The 20,402-nt window shown below is 70.9% G+C and carries 19 protein-coding genes and 2 pseudogenes; 5 read left to right on the top strand and 16 right to left on the bottom strand.

Annotation, left to right across the window (positions count from 1 at the left end; translation table 11 throughout):
- Nucleotides 1–197 precede the first annotated feature (197 nt).
- The 3 genes from OO67_RS26620 to OO67_RS26610 are packed head-to-tail and all read left to right on the top strand — an operon-like array spanning nucleotide 198 to nucleotide 3,234.
- On the top strand, nucleotides 198–935 hold the full coding sequence (locus OO67_RS26620; protein WP_033304090.1) for an ABC transporter ATP-binding protein: 738 nt from the start codon (nucleotides 198–200) through the stop codon (nucleotides 933–935).
- A complete protein-coding gene (locus OO67_RS26615; RefSeq protein WP_033304088.1) occupies nucleotides 917–2,080 on the top strand; it encodes a hypothetical protein in 1,164 nt (387 codons plus the stop codon). Before OO67_RS26620 ends, OO67_RS26615 begins: the two co-directional genes overlap by 19 nt.
- Nucleotides 2,081–2,115: 35 nt before the next feature.
- On the top strand, nucleotides 2,116–3,234 hold the full coding sequence (locus OO67_RS26610) for an LOG family protein (protein ID WP_033304087.1): 1,119 nt from the start codon (nucleotides 2,116–2,118) through the stop codon (nucleotides 3,232–3,234).
- A gap of 15 nt (nucleotides 3,235–3,249) precedes the next feature.
- Here the strand turns inward: OO67_RS26610 and OO67_RS26605 are convergent, their stop codons facing one another.
- The 5 genes from OO67_RS26605 to rlmN form a co-directional block, all read right to left on the bottom strand.
- Entirely contained in the window at nucleotides 3,250–3,702 is a 453-nt protein-coding gene (locus tag OO67_RS26605) for an SRPBCC family protein (RefSeq protein ID WP_033304086.1), read from the bottom strand.
- Nucleotides 3,703–3,792: 90 nt separating this feature from the next.
- Entirely contained in the window at nucleotides 3,793–4,818 is a 1,026-nt protein-coding gene (locus OO67_RS26600; RefSeq protein ID WP_033304084.1) for an ABC transporter ATP-binding protein, read from the bottom strand.
- A 2-nt stretch (nucleotides 4,819–4,820) separates the two neighbouring features.
- Entirely contained in the window at nucleotides 4,821–6,434 is a 1,614-nt protein-coding gene (locus OO67_RS26595) for an ABC transporter permease (protein ID WP_033304201.1), read from the bottom strand.
- A gap of 44 nt (nucleotides 6,435–6,478) precedes the next feature.
- Complete coding sequence (locus OO67_RS26590; RefSeq protein ID WP_033304083.1) at nucleotides 6,479–7,573, bottom strand: thiamine ABC transporter substrate-binding protein; 1,095 nt, start codon at nucleotides 7,571–7,573, stop codon at nucleotides 6,479–6,481.
- 286 nt (nucleotides 7,574–7,859) lie between these two features.
- Nucleotides 7,860–8,966: a dual-specificity RNA methyltransferase RlmN gene (gene rlmN, locus OO67_RS26585; RefSeq protein ID WP_033304082.1), complete on the bottom strand. Its 1,107-nt coding sequence runs from the start codon at nucleotides 8,964–8,966 to the stop codon at nucleotides 7,860–7,862.
- 226 nt (nucleotides 8,967–9,192) lie between these two features.
- Here rlmN and OO67_RS38750 point away from each other — a divergent pair, with 226 nt between their 5' ends.
- The gene (locus tag OO67_RS38750; RefSeq protein WP_157841740.1) at nucleotides 9,193–9,348 is read left to right on the top strand and encodes a hypothetical protein; all 156 of its coding nucleotides are present in this window, start codon (nucleotides 9,193–9,195) and stop codon (nucleotides 9,346–9,348) included.
- A 79-nt stretch (nucleotides 9,349–9,427) separates the two neighbouring features.
- On the opposite strand, the gene OO67_RS26580 is transcribed toward OO67_RS38750, so the two are convergent.
- From OO67_RS26580 to rpsB, 5 genes are all read right to left on the bottom strand, one after another.
- Nucleotides 9,428–10,519, bottom strand: coding sequence for a phosphatidate cytidylyltransferase (locus tag OO67_RS26580; RefSeq protein WP_033304081.1), 1,092 nt, complete (start codon nucleotides 10,517–10,519; stop codon nucleotides 9,428–9,430).
- A complete protein-coding gene (gene frr, locus OO67_RS26575; protein ID WP_018509617.1) occupies nucleotides 10,519–11,076 on the bottom strand; it encodes a ribosome recycling factor in 558 nt (185 codons plus the stop codon). The genes OO67_RS26580 and frr overlap by 1 nt, the downstream gene beginning before the upstream one ends.
- 115 nt (nucleotides 11,077–11,191) lie before the next feature.
- Nucleotides 11,192–11,968: a UMP kinase gene (gene pyrH / locus OO67_RS26570; RefSeq protein WP_033304079.1), complete on the bottom strand. Its 777-nt coding sequence runs from the start codon at nucleotides 11,966–11,968 to the stop codon at nucleotides 11,192–11,194.
- A 158-nt stretch (nucleotides 11,969–12,126) separates the two neighbouring features.
- Nucleotides 12,127–12,963: a translation elongation factor Ts gene (gene tsf, locus OO67_RS26565; protein WP_033304078.1), complete on the bottom strand. Its 837-nt coding sequence runs from the start codon at nucleotides 12,961–12,963 to the stop codon at nucleotides 12,127–12,129.
- A gap of 101 nt (nucleotides 12,964–13,064) precedes the next feature.
- Nucleotides 13,065–13,994 carry a 30S ribosomal protein S2 gene (rpsB, locus tag OO67_RS26560; RefSeq protein WP_033304075.1) on the bottom strand — a complete coding sequence of 310 codons (930 nt, stop codon included), beginning with the start codon at nucleotides 13,992–13,994 and terminating at the stop codon, nucleotides 13,065–13,067.
- Nucleotides 13,995–14,231: 237 nt separating this feature from the next.
- Here rpsB and OO67_RS37205 point away from each other — a divergent pair.
- Nucleotides 14,232–14,786, top strand: a pseudogene (locus OO67_RS37205) (peptidoglycan DD-metalloendopeptidase family protein); the annotation flags it as partial.
- Between the two features lie 155 nt (nucleotides 14,787–14,941).
- Here the strand turns inward: OO67_RS37205 and OO67_RS26555 are convergent.
- The 6 genes and pseudogenes from OO67_RS26555 to OO67_RS26530 all read right to left on the bottom strand — a co-directional run bounded on the left by OO67_RS26555 (nucleotide 14,942) and on the right by OO67_RS26530 (nucleotide 20,352).
- Entirely contained in the window at nucleotides 14,942–15,499 is a 558-nt protein-coding gene (locus OO67_RS26555) for a TetR/AcrR family transcriptional regulator (protein WP_033304073.1), read from the bottom strand.
- Nucleotides 15,500–15,596: 97 nt separating this feature from the next.
- On the bottom strand, nucleotides 15,597–16,433 hold the full coding sequence (gene whiG / locus OO67_RS26550; RefSeq protein WP_033304072.1) for an RNA polymerase sigma factor WhiG: 837 nt from the start codon (nucleotides 16,431–16,433) through the stop codon (nucleotides 15,597–15,599).
- Nucleotides 16,434–16,696: 263 nt separating this feature from the next.
- Nucleotides 16,697–17,833 carry a DNA-processing protein DprA gene (gene dprA, locus OO67_RS26545; protein WP_244300333.1) on the bottom strand — a complete coding sequence of 379 codons (1,137 nt, stop codon included), beginning with the start codon at nucleotides 17,831–17,833 and terminating at the stop codon, nucleotides 16,697–16,699.
- A gap of 92 nt (nucleotides 17,834–17,925) precedes the next feature.
- Nucleotides 17,926–19,548, bottom strand: coding sequence for a YifB family Mg chelatase-like AAA ATPase (locus OO67_RS26540; RefSeq protein ID WP_033304070.1), 1,623 nt, complete (start codon nucleotides 19,546–19,548; stop codon nucleotides 17,926–17,928).
- Nucleotides 19,548–19,775 (bottom strand): annotated as a pseudogene (locus OO67_RS26535) (YraN family protein); the annotation flags it as partial. The pseudogene OO67_RS26535 and the gene OO67_RS26540, both read right to left, overlap by 1 nt.
- Nucleotides 19,776–19,833: 58 nt before the next feature.
- A complete protein-coding gene (locus OO67_RS26530; protein WP_033304069.1) occupies nucleotides 19,834–20,352 on the bottom strand; it encodes a hypothetical protein in 519 nt (172 codons plus the stop codon).
- Between the last annotated feature and the right edge of the window lie 50 nt (nucleotides 20,353–20,402).

The raw sequence follows: 20,402 nt of genomic DNA, 5'->3' as shown, positions 1-20,402 counted from the left end.
GCTCCGAAAGTCATTTCATACGGTCCACGCGGCCCGGATGCACCCGTTCGAGTGAGAAGGGGTGCATCCGGGCCGTGTGCTGTCCCGACACCCCGCTTCGGCTGCCTAGCGTGCCGAGTGACCCATCGGCCTTTTTTTCGTTGTATTCGTCCCCCGTACGGGGGACAGGAAATCTGATCCGAACCGAGGTGTACGCCATGGTGGCCCCGCCCGACAACGACGTGATCTGGGCACGTTCCCTGCACCACTCCCACAACGGATCGCCGGGGCTCAGCGGTGTCTCGCTCGGTGTCCGGGACGGCGAGATCCTCTCCGTGACCGGCCCCCGCGGGTCCGGGAAGACGACCCTGCTCCACTGCCTCTCCGGCCAGCTGGTGCCTCAGCAGGGCGAGGTCTGGTTCAACAGCGTGCCCGTGCACACGATGGGCCCCCGGCTGCGCGAACAGCTCCGCCGGGACAGATTCGGCTGGATCGCGGCCGAGCCGCAGCTGGTGCCCGAGCTCAGCACCTGGGAGAACGCCGCCCTGCCGCTGCTGCTGCGGGGCGTCCCCCACCGGGCGGCGAAGAAGGCGGCCACCGAGTGGCTGGACCGCCTGGACATCGGCCCGCTCGCCAGGAAGCGGCCCCACACCCTGGTCCAGTCGCAGCGTCAGCGGATCTCCGTGGCCCGCGCGCTGGCCGCGTCGCCGTCCGTGATCTTCGCGGACGAGCCGACCGCCACTCTGCACCACGCCGAGCGCGCGCAGCTCCTGCGCACCCTCACCACGGCGGCCCGGTCCCACGGGATCACCGTCGTGCTGGCCACCCACGACGCGTCGGTCGCCGCACTCGCCGACCGCGTGGTCAGCCTGCTGGACGGCCGCCGCGTCACCACCGTCTCCCTGCCCGCCGCGTCCGATACGGAAGGCCGCTCGGCGTGCTCGCTCTCCGTCTGACCCGCGGCTCGCATCCCCTGGTCCTGATGCGGCGTCTGCTCCTCGCCGCCGCGTCGGCCGGGGTGGGCTTCCTGCTCCTGTGCACCCTGGGGTACGCCTCCGGGCACCCGGCGAACGCGCCGAGTTCCGTACTGCGCCTGCTGTGGTGCGCCGTCCCGCTCGCCGCGACCGTCCAGTTCGCCGTGGCGGTCGCGCGCACGGATCCCAGCACCCGCCCCCGGCCCGGCCTCTTCGCCTCCGGTCTCGGGCCGGCCCGTCTCGCCGTGCTCGCGGCGATCTCGACCGCGGTCTCCACCACGCTGGGATCGGTGGTGGCGCTGCTCTTCTTCCTCCATCTCCGCGGCGATCTGACCGGGCTGCCGTTCGACGGCGGTGCGGCCGAGTTCCTCGGCGCGGGCACCCCGCTGCCCCTCGGCGCCGCGCTCACGCTGCTGGCCCTGGTGCCGCTGGCCTCGTCCGCGGCCGGCGGCCTCGCGCTGCGCTCCAGGCCGGTCGCGCCGTCCGAGGCCCAGGAGGCCGAGGAGGACCTCGCACCCGCGCCGACGCCGACGGGGCTGCCCTGGGGAGTCGCACTCATCGCGGCCGGGCTCGCGGTCGAGGCGTACGCGAGCCGTGGTTCGTCGGGCAACCCCTTCCCGCTGCCGGGCCGGCTGGACTCCACCCCCGCCGCGGTGCTCGCGGGCTGGACCCTCACCGCGATCGGCCTGGCCATGGCCGGGCCCGGCCTCACCCATCTGTGCGGACGGCTGCTCCAGTCGGTACGCCCGGGAGCCGTACGGCTGCTGGCGGGCAGGGTCCTGATGGACGAGGCGGTCCGGATCGGCCGCCCGCTGGGCATCGTCTGCGCGGTGGTGTCGGGGGTGCTCGCGGCCTCGGTGCTCTACACCGGCGGATCCCGCCCCTTCGGCCCGCTCACCGCGCTCGGTGCCGTACTCGTCCTCGGCTGCACCACCGCGACCCTGCTGACCACGGCGCTGGAGGCCAAGCAGGCCCGTGTCCGCACGGCCAGGACCCTGCTCCGGCTCGGCGCCCCGGCCTCCGCTCTCCGCGCCGCCGCCGCCCTGCGGGCGCTGGTGCTGCTGGCCGTACTCGCCCCACTGACCTGGGCGATCGCGGAGCTGGCGGCACTGCCTCTGACGGGGTGACACCGCCACCCCGGGGCGGTACGTAGCATGTCGGCGTGGAGAATACGGACGAGTACACCTACGCACCCGGCGTCGAGATAGAGACGCTCACCGCATTCGACCAGGCAGTCGCGGCCGGATCCCTCGCCGGTCACCGCGTCCAGGCCGTCGACCTGACGGCCCGGGGCGACGCACTGCTCACGACCGACACCCGGGGCGCCGTCTTCCTCGGCTGCCGCATGGAGCCCCGCGCGGAGGCGAAGATACGCGCGGACGGGGCCTTCGTCTTCCCGCCGGTGCCCGGCCTCCCCTTCGACCCGTACCGCGGACTGCTCTACACCCCGGACGCCCTGTACGAGGGCCTGGCGGAGGACGGTTACGGGGCGACCCCGGACGCGCGGGCCTACGGCTGGTTCCAGCTGACCAAGGCGAACGGTGACGTCTTCGCCTCGATGCTGCGGGCACTCCACGACGACGCGGTCTCCGACGCCCTGGACGAGCACCTCGTCGGCGCCCGTGTGGTGGGTGTCATGGGCGGCCACGCGATGGCCCGCGGATCCGAGGAGTACCGAGGCGCGGCCGTGCTAGGCAGGGAGCTGGCCCGCAGCGGCCTGACCGTCGCGACGGGTGGTGGCCCCGGCGCCATGGAGGCGGCCAATCTCGGCGCGTACGCGGCTCCGCACTCCGACGCGATGCTGCTCAAGGCCTGCGAACTCCTCGCCGCGACACCGTCGTTCGATCCGTCCGTCACCGACTGGGCGAGGGCCGCCTTCGCCGTACGGGAACGCTGGCCCGAAGGGGGCTCCTCCGTCGCGATTCCCACGTGGTTCTACGGCCACGAGCCGCCGAACGCCTTCGCGGACCACATCGCCAAGTACTTCGCGAACGCCCTGCGCGAGGACGGGCTGCTGGCCCGCTCGACGGCCGGGGTGATCTTCCTGCCGGGTGCCGCCGGGACCGTGCAGGAGATCTTCGACAACGCGACGCCCAACTACTACGAGTCGCGATCCGCGCCCACACCGATGGTGCTGGTGAACCGTGCGCACTGGACGGAGAAGCTGCCCGCCTGGCCTCTGCTGAGCGCGCTGGCCGCGGACCGGGCGATGGAGTCCCGTATCGCGCTCGTCGACACGGTGGAGGAGGCGGCTCCGGCGCTCGCCCGGCTGACGGGCTGACCCGGCCGGACGGGCTCAGCGGGTGGCGAGCCTGGCGTCGAGGGCGTCGAAGAACGCCTCCCAGCCGTCCTCGGCCGCCGCGTACTGCTCGGGCGTGAGGTTGCCGCCGCGCTGCCGGAAGACCATCTCGGTGGACTTCCGGCTCTTCTCGGTGAACGTGACCGTGACGGTCTCGCCTTCTGTGCCCGCGGGCGCGCTCCCGTCCTTCAGCGTGAAGACGAGCCGCTCGGGGGCGGACACCTCCAGGTAGACGCCGTGGAAGGGCATCTCCGCGCCGGGCACCACGATGACCAGGCGCCACTCGCCACCCGGCGTCACGTCCATCGACACCCGGCCGAGCGGCACGTCGGCGTCGCCCCCGTACCAGGCGGCGAAGTCCTCGGGGGCCGTCCAGGCTTCGAAGACCCGGTCCCGCGGCACCGCGACGACGCGGGTGATGTCGATGCCCTCGCGCACTGCCGGCGTCATGGTCCCTGCCCCTTCCGGACGATTCCGTGTCCAGGGGATCACGCACCCGGGCGAGCCGCCGGCCGGTGTACGGACGTCCCGGGCCCGGGGTCAGCCCGCGGGGGGCAGGACCACCGTCTCGTCCGGGTCGAACGTCACGCCCACGACGGCGCCCTCGTCCGGGGTGTCCCGCAGACCGCACTCCGCCTCCAGGGCCGGCCCGTCGCCGGGGTGCAGGACGACGGTGACACGGTGGCCGCGGAAGGTCCGCACGCCCGCCGTGCACCGAAGGCCGTCCGCCGGGCCGCCGATCCGCACGCCGCCCGGCCGCACGAGCAGTTCGCAGTCGCCCTGGGGTGAGCCCTCGGGGACCGGCACCTTGCCCCAGGCCGTGTCGGCGGCCGTACCGGTGACCGTGGCGTCCACCAGGTTGTCGAAACCGAGGAAGCGGGCGACGAAGGCCGAGGCGGGGCGCCGCCAGACCTCCAGCGGGGTACCGGCCTGGGCGATCCGGCCGTCCCGCATGACCACGACCCGGTCGGCGAGCGCGAAGGCCTCGCCCTGGTCGTGGGTGACGGCGAGCACCGTGGTGCCCAGCCGGCCGAAGAGGGTGCGCAGCTCGACCACGAGCCGTTCGCGCAGGCTCCTGTCCAGCTGGCCCAGCGGTTCGTCCAGCATCAGCAGCTTCGGGCGGGGCGCCAGGGCCCGGGCGAGTGCCACGCGCTGCTGTTCACCGCCGGACAGGGCGGCGACGGCCCGCCTGCCGGCCCCTGGCAGTCCGACCAGGTCCAGGAGCTCGCCTGCCCTGCGGTCACGCTCGGCGCGCGGGACGCCGTGCATCCTCAGCCCGAAGGCGACGTTGGCACCGACGTCGCGGTGCGGGAAGAGCTGGTGGTCCTGGAACATCAGGCCGAGCCCGCGCCGGTGCACGGGCAGGGGCGCCTGGTCGGCGCCGTCCAGCAGCACTCGGCCGCCGTCCAGGGGCTGCAGGCCCGCCACGGCCCGCAGCAGCGTCGACTTGCCGCTGCCGCTCGGACCCAGCACACAGACGATCTCGTGGTCCGCGACCTCCAGGTCCACGGCGTCCAGCGCGGTCCGCTTCCCGAACCGCACCGTCGCCGACTCCACTGCCAGCATCTCTAGAACTCCCCGGATCGGTCGGTGCGGATACGTTCGAGCAGGAGCAGCGACACCGCGCACACCAGCATCAGAATCGTGCTGAGGGCCATCGCCTGGCCGTAGTTGAGCTCTCCGGAACGCCCCAGAAGCCTGGCGACGGCGACCGGCAGGGTGGGGTTGTCGGGACGTGCGATGAACACGGTCGCCCCGAACTCACCGAGCGACACGGCGAAGGCGAAGCCCGCCGCCACCAGCACCGCCCGCCGCACCAGCGGAAGGTCGACCTCGCGCCAGGCCCGCAGGGGCGAGGCCCCGAGCACGGCGGCGGCCTCCCGCAGCCGCTCGTCCACGGCGCGCAGGACGGGCAGCATGCTCCGTACGACGAAGGGGACGCCCACCAGCGCCTGTGCGAGCGGGACCAGGATCCATGACGTACGCAGGTCGAGAGGGGGCTCGTCGAGCGTGATGAGGAAACCGAATCCGACGGTGACCGCGGAGACCCCGAGCGGGAGCATCAGCAGCGCGTCGAAGCCCCGCACCAGCGGCCCCGCGCGCCTGGTCAGGGCCGCTGCGGCAAGACCACCGATCACGAGGGCGATGAGGGTGGCGACCACCGCGTACCGCATCGAGTTCCCGATGGCGTCGAGCGGCGGCACCAGGAAGGTGGAGCCGTTGGCGTCGGCGGACTGCAGCGCGCGGTAGAAGTCGAAGCCGTAGCCGCCGGAGGTGTCCAGGGAGCGTTCCACCAGTACGCCGAGCGGCACCACGACCAGCAGCAGGACGGTCAGCAGGACGCCGCCGAGCAGTGCCCGCTGCCCCGCCCCACGGGGCGGCCGGGCCGTCTGCGCCGGGTCGACGAGCTTCAGGACCGTCTCCCGGCGCCGCACGGTCCACGCGTGTACGGCGAGGATCCCTCCGACCGCGGCGAACTGCACCAGGGTCAGCACGGCAGCCGTCGGCAGGTCGAGCAACTGGGCGGTCTGCCGGTAGATCTCCACCTCCAGCGTGGAGTAGGCCGGACCGCCGAGGATCTGGACGACTCCGAAGGAGGTGAACGTGAAGAGGAAGACCATCAGGGCAGCCGCGGCCACGGCCGGGGCCAGCGCGGGCAGGGTCACCCGCCGCCAGGCGGCGAAGCGGCCGGCTCCCAGCACCCGGGCGGCTTCCTCCTGACGGGGGTCGAGCTGCGACCACAGGCCGCCCACCGTCCGTACGACGACCGCGTAGTTGAAGAACACATGAGCCAGCAGGATCGCCCACACCGTGGTGTCCAGCCGGACTCCCCAGAGCTCGTCGAGGAACCCGCCCCTTCCGAGCAGCGCCAGGAACGCCGTGCCCACCACGACGGTCGGCAGGACGAACGGCACGGTCACCACGGCCCGCAGCAGCTGCTTCCCGGGGAACGCGAAACGGGCGAAGACGTAGGCGCCCGGGAGCGCGATCACCAGGGTGAGCACCGTCGAGGCGAGGGCCTGCCAGGTGGTGAACCAGAGGACGTCGAGGATGTCCGGCCGGCTCAGCACCGCGCCGATCCGGCCGAACCGCCAGACGCCGTCCGCCTTCAGCCCCCGGCCGACGATCGCGACGACGGGGTAGGCGAAGAACAGCGCGAAGAACGCGACGGGCACGACCATGAGACCGAGCCGCACCGCGTTCCCTCCGCGCGGGGGCCTCGCGGCTACTTCACGACGAGCGAGGACCACGACTGGACCCACTGCTCACGGTTCTTGGCGATCTTCTCCGGAGCCACGGTCGCCGGCTCGTCGACGGTCGCACCGAACTTCGTGAAGAGTTCCGGCAGTTTCGCGTCCTTCACCACCGGGTTCACGAACATGTTCAGCGGCATGTCCTCCTGGAACTGCCTGCTGATCAGGAAGTCCAGCAGCGCCTTGCCTCCCGCCTCGTTCTTCGCGCCGTCCAGCAGGCCGGCGAACTCGATCTGGCGGAAGCAGGTGCCGGTGGCGACGCCGGTCGGGGCCTCGGTGGGCTGCGGATCGGCGTACAGCACCTCGACGGGCGGGCTGGACGCGTACGAGACGACGAGCGGCCGGTCGGCCTTGGCCTTCTTACCGCCCGCGGAGCCGGAGAACTCCTCGTTGTACGCCTGCTCCCAGCCGTCGACGACCTTGACGCCGTTGTTCTTCAGCTTCTTCCAGTAGTCCTGGTAGCCCGTCTCGCCCTGGCTGGCGACGGTGCCGAGGAGGAAGCCGAGGCCGGGCGACGAGGTCGCGGCGTTCTCGGTGACGAGGAGGTTCTTGTACGCGGGCTTCAGCAGGTCCTCGAAGGACTTCGGCGGGGCGAGCTTCTTGTCGGCGAAGTACTTCTTGTCGTAGTTGACGCAGACGTCGCCGGTGTCGACGGGCGTGACCCGGTGCTTCTCCGCGTCGAGCTGGGTGTCGGCCGCGACGCGGTCGAGGCCCTTCGCCTCGTACGGCGTGAACAGGCCGTTGTCGAGGGCGCGGGAGAGCAGGGTGTTGTCGGCGCCGAAGAACACGTCGCCGCGGGGCGAGCCCTTGGTCAGGATCTCCTGGTTGAGCGCCGCTCCGGCGTCACCGCTCTTGAGCACCTTGACCTTGTAGCCGGTCTCCTTCGTGAACGCCTTCAGGACGGCGTCCGAGGCGTTGAACGAGTCGTGGCTGACGAGTGTGACGGTCTTCGAACCGGCTCCCGTGTCACCGGAAGACTTGTCGTCGGAGCCGCCGCAGCCCGCGAGGACGGTGACGCCGAGTGCGGCGGCGAGCGCTGTCGCCGCGTACTTCGTGGTGGTGTTCATGGTGATTCCTCCTGGAGGTGACCAGGAAGAGACGCGGCCCTGCCCGCTCGGCGAGCGGGCAGGGCGCAACAGCTTGAGTAAGGTCCGAACTTCCTACCCGGAATGACCCGGGCGAGGTTCAGAGGGTCTGCGGCCGACCTGTCCTCGGTGCCGCACTCTCAGCGCTGTGGCGCTCCCCTGTCGGAATATGAAGTTGATTTCCGGGCCAGGCTACACCGGCCGGATCACACCGCACCGGCCGGATCACACCGCCCGGGCCGGACAGCACCGGCCCACCGGGACAGCCTCAGCGCTCGGAGGCAGCCAGCTGCCCGCAGGCCCCGTCGATCTCCTGACCGCGGGTGTCCCGGACGGTGACCGGTACGCCGTGGGCGGCGATCGCCTCGACGAACGCCTTCTCGTCCTCGGGCCGCGAGGCGGTCCACTTGGAGCCCGGGGTCGGGTTCAGCGGGATGAGGTTGACGTGTACCCGCTTGCCCTTGAGCAGCCGGCCCAGCCGGTCGCCCCGCCATGCCTGGTCGTTGATGTCGCGGATCAGCGCGTACTCGATGGAGATACGGCGGCCGGACTTCTCCGCGTACTCCCACGCGGCGTCCAGGACCTCACGGACCTTCCAGCGGGTGTTCACGGGCACGAGGGTGTCGCGCAGCTCGTCGTCCGGGGCGTGCAGCGAGACCGCGAGGCGGCACTTGAAGCCCTCGTCGGCGAAGCGCAGCATCGCCGGCACCAGTCCCACCGTGGACACGGTGATCCCCCGCTGCGAGAGCCCGAGGCCGTCGGGCTCCGGATCCGTCAGCCGGCGGATCGCCCCGACCACACGCTTGTAGTTGGCCAGTGGCTCGCCCATGCCCATGAAGACGATGTTGGACAGCCGTGCCGGGCCACCCGGGACCTCGCCGTCGCGCAGCGCCCGCATGCCGTCCACGATCTGGTGCACGATCTCGGCGGTCGACAGATTCCGGTCGAGCCCCGCCTGGCCGGTCGCACAGAACGGGCAGTTCATCCCGCAGCCCGCCTGCGACGAGATGCACATGGTCACCCGGTCCGGGTAGCGCATGAGGACCGACTCGACGAGCGTCCCGTCGTGCAGCTTCCAGAGCGTCTTGCGGGTGGTGTCGTCGTCACAGCTGATGTGGCGCATGACCGACATCAGGTCGGGGAACATCGCCTCGGCGAGCTTGTCGCGCGACGCGGCCGGGATGTTGGTCCACTCCGCCGGGTCGTGCGCGTACCGCGTGAAGTAGTGCTGCGACAGCTGCTTGGCGCGGAAGGGCTTCTCGCCGGTCGCGGCGACTGCTTCCTTGCGCTCGTCGGGCGTGAGGTCGGCGAGGTGCCGCGGCGGCCTCTTGGCTCCGCGGGGCGCGACGAAAGTGAGTTCTCCGGGCTTAGGCATGGTTCTTCCAGTGTCGCAGACACGCCGAGGTACTCCGGGCCGCCGACGGCCGGGCGGCAGCGGGACGCCCGCGGGGCAGCCGCAGGCCTTCGGCGACAGCCGCTCCAGGGCCCGCGGACGGCTCAGCCGCAGGCTGCGACAGTGACCGATCCCACGACGGAGGCCCGGTCCGCTCCGGCAGCCGGCGCGGGGGTGTCCCCGTCCGGGGCGCGGGCACACGCAGCCCATGAACCCTGACGTAGTGGCAGCAGCCGAACTTGCCGGGCGCTGGCAGGGCCCTCCGTGGTTCAGGTGGGCGTTCCTGGCGGTGTGGGTGCTGTGCGGAGTGTTCGTCCTCGTACGCCTGCGCAGGAACGGCTGGAAGTTCCCCCGACGCCGTTGAGCGCACAAGGGTGGGGCCGTCGTCCACCGGACGACGGCCCCACCCTTTCGAGCCGCGGCACAGGAAGCCGCCGCTGCACTCAGCCGGATCCTACGAACAGGACCAGCAGCAGCCACACGACCGGCGCACTCGGCAGCAGCGAGTCGAGCCGGTCCATGATGCCGCCGTGGCCGGGCAGCAGCGTGCCCATGTCCTTGATCCCGAGGTCCCGCTTGATCATGGACTCGCCCAGGTCCCCCAGCGTCGCACTGGCGGCGACGGCGAGGCCCAGCAGCAGCCCCTGCCACCAGCTGCCGTCGTCGATCAGGAACTGCATGCACAGTGCGCCGGCGACCATCGCGAAGCCGACGGCGCCCAGGAGGCCCTCGCGGGTCTTCCCGGGGCTGATGCGAGGTGCCAGCTTGTGCGTCCCGAAACGCCATCCGACGGCGTACGCACCGGTGTCGGCGACCACCGTGAGCAGCAGGAAGGTCAGCACCCGCCACGGACCGTCGTCCGCGGTGAGCATCATGCTGACGAACGTCGCCAGGAACGGCACGTAGAACACGGCGAAGACACCGGCCGTGACGTCCTTGAGGTACCCCTCCGGCGGCTCCGTCATCCGCCAGACGAGGACCGCGATCGCCGTGAGCGCCATGGCGACCCAGGCACCTTCCGCGTCCCGCACGTAGCCGGCGACCACCATGGCGGCGCCGCCGACAGCGAGCGGCACGAGGGGGGCGTTGATCCCCTTGCGCTCCTTGAGGCGGGAGGTGAGCTCCCAGAGGCCCACCACCACAGCGAGGACGACCACACCGACGAAGACCGCCTTCACGACGAAGAGCGATCCGGCGACGACCGCGCCGAGCCCGAGGCCGACCCCTATGGCGGCACGCAGATCACGCCCCGCACGCTTCTTGGGCGGCGGGGGCGACGGCAACGGGGTGGACATGGGCTCCTGCGGCTTTTCGTCACGGAACAGGGGGCCGCTGACACGCGCGGCGGCGTCCCCGTTCCGGTCGTCGCGGTCGTCAGCGTCTCTACCTGCGTCGGGAGCGTCCGGCACGATGGGCATGGGCCGAGTCTGCTGGGCGCCATGCACATCGTATGCAGGACCCGCCGGAGCGGCCCCCATCTCGGACGCGCCCCAGTAACCGGCTCCCCGCGGGGCGCCCCAGGAAGAGTCGTTCATCAGACTTCGAGCAGCTCGGCTTCCTTGTGCTTGAGCAGCTCGTCCACCTGTGCGACGTACTTCGCGGTGGTGTCGTCGAGCTCCTTCTCCGCACGGCGGACCTCGTCCTCGCCGGACTCCTTGTCCTTGACGAGCTTGTCGAGCGCCTCCTTGGCCTTGCGGCGGATGGAGCGGATCGAGATCTTGGAGTCCTCGGCCTTGGTCTTGGCGACCTTGATGTACTCCTTGCGGCGGTCCTGCGTGAGCTCGGGGAACGTCACACGGATGATGTTGCCGTCGTTGCTCGGGTTCACGCCGAGGTCGGAGTCACGGATCGCCTGCTCGATGTTGCGCAGTGCGGTCTTGTCGAACGGGGTCACCACCGCCATACGCGGCTCGGGGACCGAGAAGGAGGCGAGCTGGTTGATCGGGGTCAGCGCGCCGTAGTAGTCCGCGACGATCTTGTTGAACATCGCCGGGTGCGCGCGGCCGGTACGGATCGCGGCGAAGTCCTCTTTCGCGACGACGACGGCCTTCTCCATCTTCTCCTCGGCCTCGAGGAGGATTTCTTCGATCACCACGTGCTCCTGCGTGTCTTGAGCGGACCCGGCATCGTCGGGCCCTGCGGATCCTGCGTCGCGTCCTCACCTGCACGGTGTCCGACCGGCAGGCCGTTGTCCATCCTTTGGGCTGTCAGGCCCGGGTGCTCTCGTCGCTCACCAGCGTGCCGATCTTCTCACCCTTGACCGCGCGGGCGATATTGCCCTCCGCGGTCAGCTCGAAGACGAGGATCGGAAGCTGGTTGTCGCGGCAGAGCGTGATGGCGGTGGCGTCGGCGACCTTGAGGTCGCGGGCGATCACCTCGCCGTACTCCAGCGCGTCGAACTTCACCGCGTCGGGGTTGGCCTTCGGGTCGGAGTCGTAGACCCCGTCCACGCCGTTCTTCCCCATCAGCAGCGCCTCGGCGTCGATCTCCAGGGCGCGCTGGGCCGCGGTCGTGTCGGTGGAGAAGTAGGGCATTCCCATGCCGGCACCGAAGATCACGACGCGTCCCTTCTCCAGGTGCCGTACGGCACGGAGCGGGATGTACGGCTCCGCGACCTGGCCCATGGTGATGGCGGTCTGGACGCGTGAGTCGATGCCTTCCTTCTCCAGGAAGTCCTGCAGCGCGAGGCAGTTCATGACCGTGCCGAGCATGCCCATGTAGTCGGACCGCGCCCGGTCCATGCCGCGCTGCTGGAGCTCGGCGCCACGGAAGAAGTTGCCGCCGCCGATGACGACCGCGATCTCCGCGCCGTCGCGAACGACCGCGGCGATCTCGCGCGCGATCGTGTGCACGACATCGGGGTCGACGCCGAGTCCTCCGCCACCCGCGAAGGCCTCGCCGGACAGCTTCAGCATGAAGCGCCCGGAAATCGTGCCGTCGTCGCGCTTGTGGTCACCCTGTGTGGCGTCCGCGCCCTTGTTCATGGAGATTCTCCTCGTGCACATACGAAGAAGGCCATTGCCGGTGGGTCTGTTGTCCCTCAGCGGCAATGGCCTCCTCGTCAGATCTGCGGTCGTCCGGCTGAGTGCGGCCGACGACTGCACCAGACCCTATCGGGGTCCACCGTTGTTCGCGGACGGACTCAGATGCCGACCTTGATGCGCGTGAAGCGCTTCAGGGTGACACCGGCCTCGTCCAGGACCTTCTGGACGGACTTCTTGTTGTCCAGCGCGTAAGGCTGGCCGAGGAGGGTGGCCTCCTTGAAGAAGCCGTTGACGCGACCCTCGACGATCTTCGGGAGCGCGGCTTCGGGCTTGCCCTCGGCGCGCGTGGTCTCCTCGGCGACACGACGCTCGGCCTCGACGACCTCGGCCGGGACGTCCTCGCGAGCGAGGTACTTCGGGGCGAAGGCGGCGATGTGCTGGGCGATACCCTTCGCCAGCTCGGCGTCGGCCTTGTCCAGCTCGACCAGGACACCGATCTGCGGCGGCAGGTCGGGCATGGTGCGGTGCATGTAGACGGAGACGTAGTCGCCGGTGAACTGCGCGAAGCGGTCCAGGACGATCTTCTCGCCGAGGTTGGCGTTGGCCTCGTCCACGTACGCCTGGACGGTCTTGCCGGACTCGATCTCGGAGGCGAGGAGCGCCTCGATGTCGGCCGGGGAGGTCGCGGCGACGTGGGCGGCGAGCGTGTTGGCGACAGCCTGGAACTTGTCGCCCTTGGCGACGAAGTCCGTCTCGCACTTCAGCTCGAGCAGGACGCCGGACGTCTTGTCCTCGGAGACGAGGGAGACGACGGCGCCGTTCTCGGCAGAACGGCCCTCGCGCTTGGCGACGCCCTTCTGGCCCTTGATGCGCAGCGCCTCGACGGCACCGTCGACGTTGCCGTCGGCCTCGTCGAGCGCCTTCTTGCAGTCCATCATGCCGGCGCCGGTGAGCTCGCGGAGCTTCTTGACGTCAGCGGCGGTGTAGTTCGCCATGAGTCTGTTTCTCTCTCGAAGTCTGAAAGATCTACGGGTGGACGGCGGGGGCGGTGCCTGCGCACCGGCCCCCGCCGTCATTCAGCCGTGACTGACGGGTGTCAGGCCTGCTCGGCGTCCGCGGCCGGCGCCTCGGCGGCGGGGGCCTCGGCGGCGGTCTCGTCCTGCTCGGCAGCGATGGCGGCCGGCTTGGCGTCGGCTTCGGCGTCCTTCTCGGTCTCGACCGAGGACTGAACCTCGGCGTCGTCCTTCTTCTCGCCCGTGAGCAGGTCGCGCTCCCACTCGGCGAGGGGCTCGCCGGCGGCCTTCTCGCCCGGCTTCGAGTCACCGGTGGCGGCACCGGAACGGGCGATGAGGCCCTCGGCGACGGCGTCGGCGATCACGCGGGTGAGCAGGGTGACGGAGCGGATCGCGTCGTCGTTACCCGGAATCTTGTAGTCGACCTCGTCGGGGTCGCAGTTGGTGTCGAGGATCGCGACGACCGGGATGTGGAGCTTGCGCGCCTCACCGACGGCGATGTGCTCCTTCTTGGTGTCGACGATCCAGACGGCGCTCGGCACCTTCTGCATCTCGCGGATACCACCGAGGGTCTTCTCCAGCTTGGCCTTCTCGCGGGAGAGGACCAGGAGCTCCTTCTTGGTGAGGCCGGAGGCGGCCACGTCCTCGAAGTCGATGAGCTCGAGCTCCTTCAGACGCTGAAGGCGCTTGTAGACGGTGGAGAAGTTGGTGAGCATGCCACCGAGCCAACGCTGGTTGACGTACGGCATGCCGACGCGCGTCGCCTGCTCGGCGATGGCCTCCTGGGCCTGCTTCTTCGTACCCACGAACATGATGGAGCCGCCGTGGGCGACGGTCTCCTTGACGAACTCGTAGGCGCGGTCGATGTACGACAGCGACTGGAGCAGGTCGATGATGTAGATGCCGTTGCGCTCGGTGAAGATGAAGCGCTTCATCTTCGGGTTCCAGCGACGGGTCTGGTGACCGAAGTGGACGCCGCTTTCCAGCAGCTCCCGCATCGTGACGACGGCCATGGCCGTACTCCTTGAGGTACTCGGTTATCGCGACCGCAGGATTGCTGTCGCGCCTGACGCCCCGACGCGCCGTGCCACGAGGGACCGAGGAGCGCGGCCACCGTCCGCAGAGAGGGAGGTGGCGGGGCGTGCGAAGTCGACCCGGTGACCCGGATCGCCAGAAGAAGTGTACGGGACCCGCCGGGTGCCGGGTGACGGAGATGTCCACAACCCCCCGGCCGTCCACAGATCCGGACCATGATCCCCGCGGAAGGCGGCCCACGGGCGATCGTTTCCGTCATGTGCCGCTCACCTGGAAAAACCGTAGGCCGTCCTTGTGGCACCCCGCCGGCGCCGCCGACAGGCGCTCCCCCGGCCGCACCGCCGACCGCACGGGTGGCCCCACCGGCGGCCGCGCTCCTCGCCGCTCTGCTGGCCGCACTGCTCGCGGTCCTGCTGGAGCCTGCCACCGCCGGCGCGGCGGCAGGAGCGCCGCCGGCCGATGACCGCGTCTGGCCCCTCGCCGGACGGCCGCCGGTCGTCAGGGGCTGGGAACCGCCCGCCGGTCCGTACGGGCCGGGCCACCGCGGAGTCGACCTCGCCGCCGCTCCGGGTACCCCCGTGCGCGCTGCCGCCCCGGGCAGGGTCGCGTTCGCGGGGCCGGTGGCGGGGCGCGGGGTGGTCTCCGTCGACGTGGCCGGGAGCGGGGAGCCACCGCTCCGCCTCACGTACGAACCGGTGCGGGCACGGGTCACCGAGGGCGACGAGGTGGTCGCGGGGCAGGTGGTGGGGGTCGTCGGGCCGGAGCCGTCCCACTGCGTCTCCGGCTGTCTGCACTGGGGACTGCGGCGCGGGGACGTCTACCTGGACCCACTGTCGCTGCTCCCTCCCTCGCTGCTGCGACGGGGACCCTCCCGGCTGCTGCCGGTGTTCGGCGTGCCGCTTCCCGCGACGGACCGGAGGGCTGCTCAGCCCCGTACGCCGCGCAGGATCATGGCCACGGCCGTGTCCGCCACGGTGCCCGGCTCCTCGGCCGCCCCCAGCTCGATCCTGCGCACCGCGGCGTCGACGGAGCCCTGCAGCAGCATCGCCGCGAGCCTCGGCTCGGTGTGGCCCAGGTCGGCGAGCGCCTCGACGATCATGGCGATCAGCCCACCGTGCGCGGCGCGGATCTTCTCCCGCGCGCCCGCGTCCAGCTCGCTCGCGGAGATCGCCACGACCGCCCGGTGCCGGCGGTCTCCGACCAGGTCGAGCTGCCGGCGGACATAGGCCTCGATCTTCGCCTCGGGTGTGCCGGCCCGCTCCATGGCGTTCTCGACCTCGGCGGCCCAGACGGGGAAGTCGACGGCGCAGAGCTCCTCGACGACGGCCGCGCGGGAGCGGAAGTACTCGTAGACGGAGGACCTGGCGAGGCCGGTGCGCTCGGCGAGGGCGGGGAAGGTCAGCGCCTCCGTACCGCCCTCGGACAGCAGGGAGCGCGCGGCGTCCAGGAGGGCGCCGCGCTGCATGGTCCGGTGCTCGGCCACGGAGGCCGCTCGAATCCTGGGCACCTGCCCACTCTACGGCGGCCTCGGTCCGAAGGGGGGTCCGCGTCCGCGTCGTGGTGGCCGAAGCCGCCCCGGCTCAGCGTCCGGCGTCGGCCAGTTTCGCCCGGAGCTGCAGCACCGATTTGGTGTGGATCTGGCTGACCCTGCTCTCGGTGACCCCGAGCACATTGCCGATCTCGGCGAGGGTGAGACCTTCGTAGTAGTAGAGGGTGACCACGGTCTTCTCCCGCTCGGGGAGCGTGTTGATGGCACGGGCGAGCAGCCGTCTGAGCTCACGGTCCTCGGCGACCTCGACCGGGTTGTCGGCTGCCGTGTCCTCCAGGGTGTCCATCAGGCTCAGCCGGTCGCCGCCTTCGCCGCCGACGTGCAGCAGTTCCTCGAGTGCCACCACGTTGGCAAGGGACAACTGGCTGAAAACCGCGTGCAGTTCCTCCAGAGCGACACCCATCTCAGCGGCGACCTCTGCCTCCGACGGCGTACGCCGCAGCTGCGCCTCCAGCGTGGCGTAGGCACGCTCGACGTTGCGTGCCTTCTGCCGCACGGACCGGGGGATCCAGTCCAGCGCCCGGAGTTCGTCGATCATGGCGCCGCGGATTCTGGTGATCGCGTAGGTCTCGAACTTGATGGCCCGCTCGATGTCGAACTTCTCGATGGCGTCGATCAGCCCGAAGACGCCGGACGAGACGAAGTCCGCCTGCTCCACATTGGACGGCAGCCCCACGCTGACCCGGCCGGCGACGTACTTCACCAGGGGCGAGTAGTGCAGGATCAGCTGCTCCCGCAGCCTCTCGTCACCGGTGGTCTTGTACGAACGCCACAACTCGTCGAGCGAGGAGGGGGCGGGAGGGCGCACAGTGCCACGCGCAGCCGGTGGTACTGCCGCGCGGTCAGACCCGGAGGTGTGCTGGGGCATGTGGTGCCTTGAGCCGTTCTGCTGTGAAGTGCTGGGACGTGTCTGTCGGGCGGATTCCTTGTGAGCGTAGCGTGACTGAGGGGTCGCGGTGCGCACAGGCCAAGGGGACCGTGCTGTGCGATCGCGTTCCGAATCTCCGTCGTTCTCCAGCCGCCCGAAAGGGGCCGACAAGGGGCCGACGGCATGAGCCGTCACCACCCCCGGAGGCCTGGCCGGGCACTGTCGAGGTCGTCGGCATCACCTTTTCACCCGAATGCTCCGGGTCAAGTACCGCCTCGCCGCGCACCCCCATCGCGTGTCCGTCCCGACGTCAACCGCCATCCGTCGCCCTCGCGTTCGACGAACCCCAGTGAGTGCAGTTCGTACAACCGCCCGAGTGTCTCGTCAGTTGACGCTCCGGCACTTCGAGCCACGTCACGCCCGTCCATGACGCCCGTCCACGGCAGGGCCTCCAGCACTCTCGCGGAGGCGGCGTCGAGGAGGTCCCTGGGCAGGACCGGGCCGTTTCTGACCGGGGCGAGTTCACCGATCTCCCCCACCAGTTCGCAGATCTCGGCGGCGTCGGTGACCAGGACTCCCTCACCGCGCAGGAGTTCGTGGACCCCGGCCGACAGCCCGCTGGTGGCGGGTCCCGGTACCCCCATCGTGTAACGGCCCAGGCGTTGTGCGTTCCTCGCGGTGACCAGTGAGCCGCTGCGGTACTCCGCCTCCACCACCACAGTGCCTCGCGTGAGTGCCGCGATCACCCTGTTCCGCAGGATGAACCTGGTGCGCGTCGGATGGTCCGAGGGCGGCAGCTCGCCCATGACCACGCCCTGTTCGGCGATGCGCCCGATCAGCTCGGCGTGTCCGCGGGGGTACGCGACGTCCACCCCGCAGGCCAGGACCGCCATGGTCGCCCCGCCCGCGGCCAACGCCCCGCGATGGGCGGCGCCGTCCACCCCGAACGCCGCGCCGGAGACCACGACCCAGCCCCGCTCCGCCAGCCCCGCGGCGAGCGTCGCCGCCATGTGCGCCCCGTAGGGCGTGCAGGCCCGGGCGCCGACCAGAGCGACCGAGCGCAGCGCCCAGAGACGCAGGTCCGACCGGCCCCGCACCCACAGCCCGATGGGCCGCGCGTCACCCAGGTCGTCGAGCTGGCTCGGCCACTCCCGGTCACCGGGGCAGACGAACCGGCCGCCGATCGCAGCCACGTCCACCAGGTCCTTCCCGGGGTCCGCGCTCGACGCCCGGAGGCGGTAACCGGCGAGCCGGGCGGCCGTCATCCCCTTGAGCGCCTGCGCCGACCCGTCCGTGCCTCCGAGACGCCGCATCAGCTCCACCGGCCCGATCTCGCGGATCCAGCGGCCACCACGCTCGTCCCCCGGTTCGAACACCCGGGTCAGGGCGGCGCGCGCCAGCCTCTCCCGCTCGTCGCGAGGCGTCGACGAGGGCGACGAGGGCGACGAGGGCGACGAGGGCGACGAGGGCGACGAGGGCGACGAGGGCACGTTCACAGGCCACCCGCCCGCATCGGGACCCCCCGCTGGATACCCGTCCGCAGCTCCAGCGCCACCGCGATGTCCGAGGCGTCGGGGCGGTCGGCCGCCCTGAGGTCCGCCACGGTCCACGCCACACGCAGAACCCGATCGAGGCCACGGGCCGTGAGGACGCCCCGCTCCATGTCGCGCTCGGCCGCCATCAGGGCTCCCGGCGCGGCGACCAGCCTGGTCCGGAGCTCGTGCCCGGGCACTTCGCTGTTGGTGGTCCATGGAGTGCCCATGAGCCGCGCCGCGGCGCGCTCCCTGGCCTCCCGCACCCGGACGGCCACCTCTGCCGAGGACTCCCCACGGCCACCGCTCTCCATGAGGTCCGCCCTTCCGACCGGCTCGACCTCGACGCGCAGGTCCACGCGGTCGAGCAACGGGCCCGACAGCCGTGCCTGATAGCGGCGGACGGCGGAGGGTGGACATTCGCACCCCGCCCCGGCCAGGGTGTGCCTGCCGCACGGGCACGGGTTCGCGGCCAGGATCATCAGGAAACGTGCGGGCAGCCGGACCACCCCGGCCGCTCGCGCGACCACCACATGTCCTGACTCCAGGGGCTGGCGCAGCGCGTCGAGGGCCCGCCCCGAGAACTCCGGGGCCTCGTCCAGGAAGAGGACGCCCCGGTGCGCGAGCGACACCGCTCCCGGCCTCGGCAGGCCGTTCCCCCCGCCCACGAGTGACTGCATCGTCGCCGAGTGATGCGGAGCGCAGTACGGCGCTCTGCTGATCAGAGGTTCGCCGGGCGGGAGGATGCCGGCGACCGAGTGCACCGCGGTCACTTCGAGGGATTCCTGCCGGGACAGCGGCGGCAGGATCGCCGTGAGCCGCTCCGCCAGCATTGTCTTCCCCGCCCCCGGTGGCCCGGAGAGCAGCAGGTGGTGTCCTCCCGCCGCCGCCACCTCCAGGGCCTTGCGTGCCCGGCCCTGCCCCGCGACATCGGCCAGATCAGGCCGGTGGGCCGTGCCGTCGGCCGACAGCGGGGCCAGCCCCGTGCCGAGGCCCGCTCCGGGCACCATCAGCCCCGCGAGCATCGTGTCGGGGCGGCCCCGGTCTGCCGCCGGCTCCTCGGGCACGGGCTCGTCGCCGAGGACGGCGATGAGCTGACGCAGGCTCCGCACGCCGAGGACCGAGACGCCCGGCACGAGTGCGGCCTCCCCCGCGGTCTGCTCCGGGACGACGACGTGCCGGTACCCCGCCTCCGCCGCCGCGAGGACGGCGGGCAGTACCCCTCGCACCGGGCGGACCCTGCCGTCGAGGCCGAGCTCCCCGATCATCACCACATCGGCGATGGCGGCAGGGTCGATCCGCTCCGCCGCGCCGAGCACCGCACACGCGACGGCGAGATCGAAACCCGAACCGCCCTTGGGCACGGACGCGGGGGACAGGCCCACCGTGAGCTTTTTCTGCGGCCACTCCGCCCCGGAGTTGACGACCGCGGCTCTGACCCGGTCCCGGCTCTCGATCAGGCTCTTGTCCGGCAGGCCGACGAGCGTGAACGCCGCCACTCCTGGTTCCAGATCGGCCTGGACCTCCACCACCACACCCTCGACGCCGACCAGCGCCACCGAGCACGCACGCGCGAACCCCATCAGGCCACGCCCCGCACGTGCTCGGCGACCGGGGCGCCGCGCCTGGGAAGGATCACACCGACCAGATCGATCCGGACCCCGCCCGGCGGTGGCCCGCCGTGCCGGTCGAGCCAGATCTCGGCGAGCCTGCGCAGCCGGTCGGCCTTGGCCGGTGTGACGGCCTCCATCGGATGCTCGAAGGAGCCCGCCCTGCGGGCCTTCACCTCACAGACGACCACCGCGTCGCCGACTGGGGAAGAGTCAGTGTTTCAACCCTGCGCTATTCAGTCCCTGGAGACTGCCGCCTCACAAGTCCTGCTCCATCTCTGCGGCCAACACGGCTTGGCGGAAGGGCAGGCCGTAGTAGTACTCCTCGAACATCTTGGTGACGTGGGGGGAGGCAGCCACAACCGTGTCGAGCCGGGCCAAGACCCGCTGTTCCCACGGGTAGGCGTCGGGACAAGACTCAGAGACCCAGGCGTCGAAGAGTATGGAGAACTGGATCGCAGCGTCGTGTTCGTGCTTCACGAGGCGATTCTTGAGCTCAAGATCCGTCGACCGACCGACCTTGACGTATGGGTGAGGGCCTTCAAAGGCCAGAACGTAGAGCCGGTCGCCGCCAGGATTCTGGGGGTGCCTGAGTTCATTGATGCGCTGCCAACACGCTCTCATCAGCGCCTGAATGTCTTCAGCAGTGGGTGAGGCGTCTCGGCGTCGCGCATCACGCATTCGATCCTGAGCGGCAGCGAGATCGTCGTACGCAGGATCGAGCTGGCGAAAATCCCAGTCCGAGAAGTCCGAGAAGTCGCCGAAATGAACCGACATACCTAGCTCCTTACCGTGCGAGAGGAGGCAGTCACCCTAGGGCATCGCAC

The sequence above is a fragment of the Streptomyces atroolivaceus genome (assembly GCF_000717025.1).
Classification (GTDB): domain Bacteria; phylum Actinomycetota; class Actinomycetes; order Streptomycetales; family Streptomycetaceae; genus Streptomyces; species Streptomyces atroolivaceus.
This window is presented reverse-complemented; position numbering and strand designations above follow the sequence as displayed.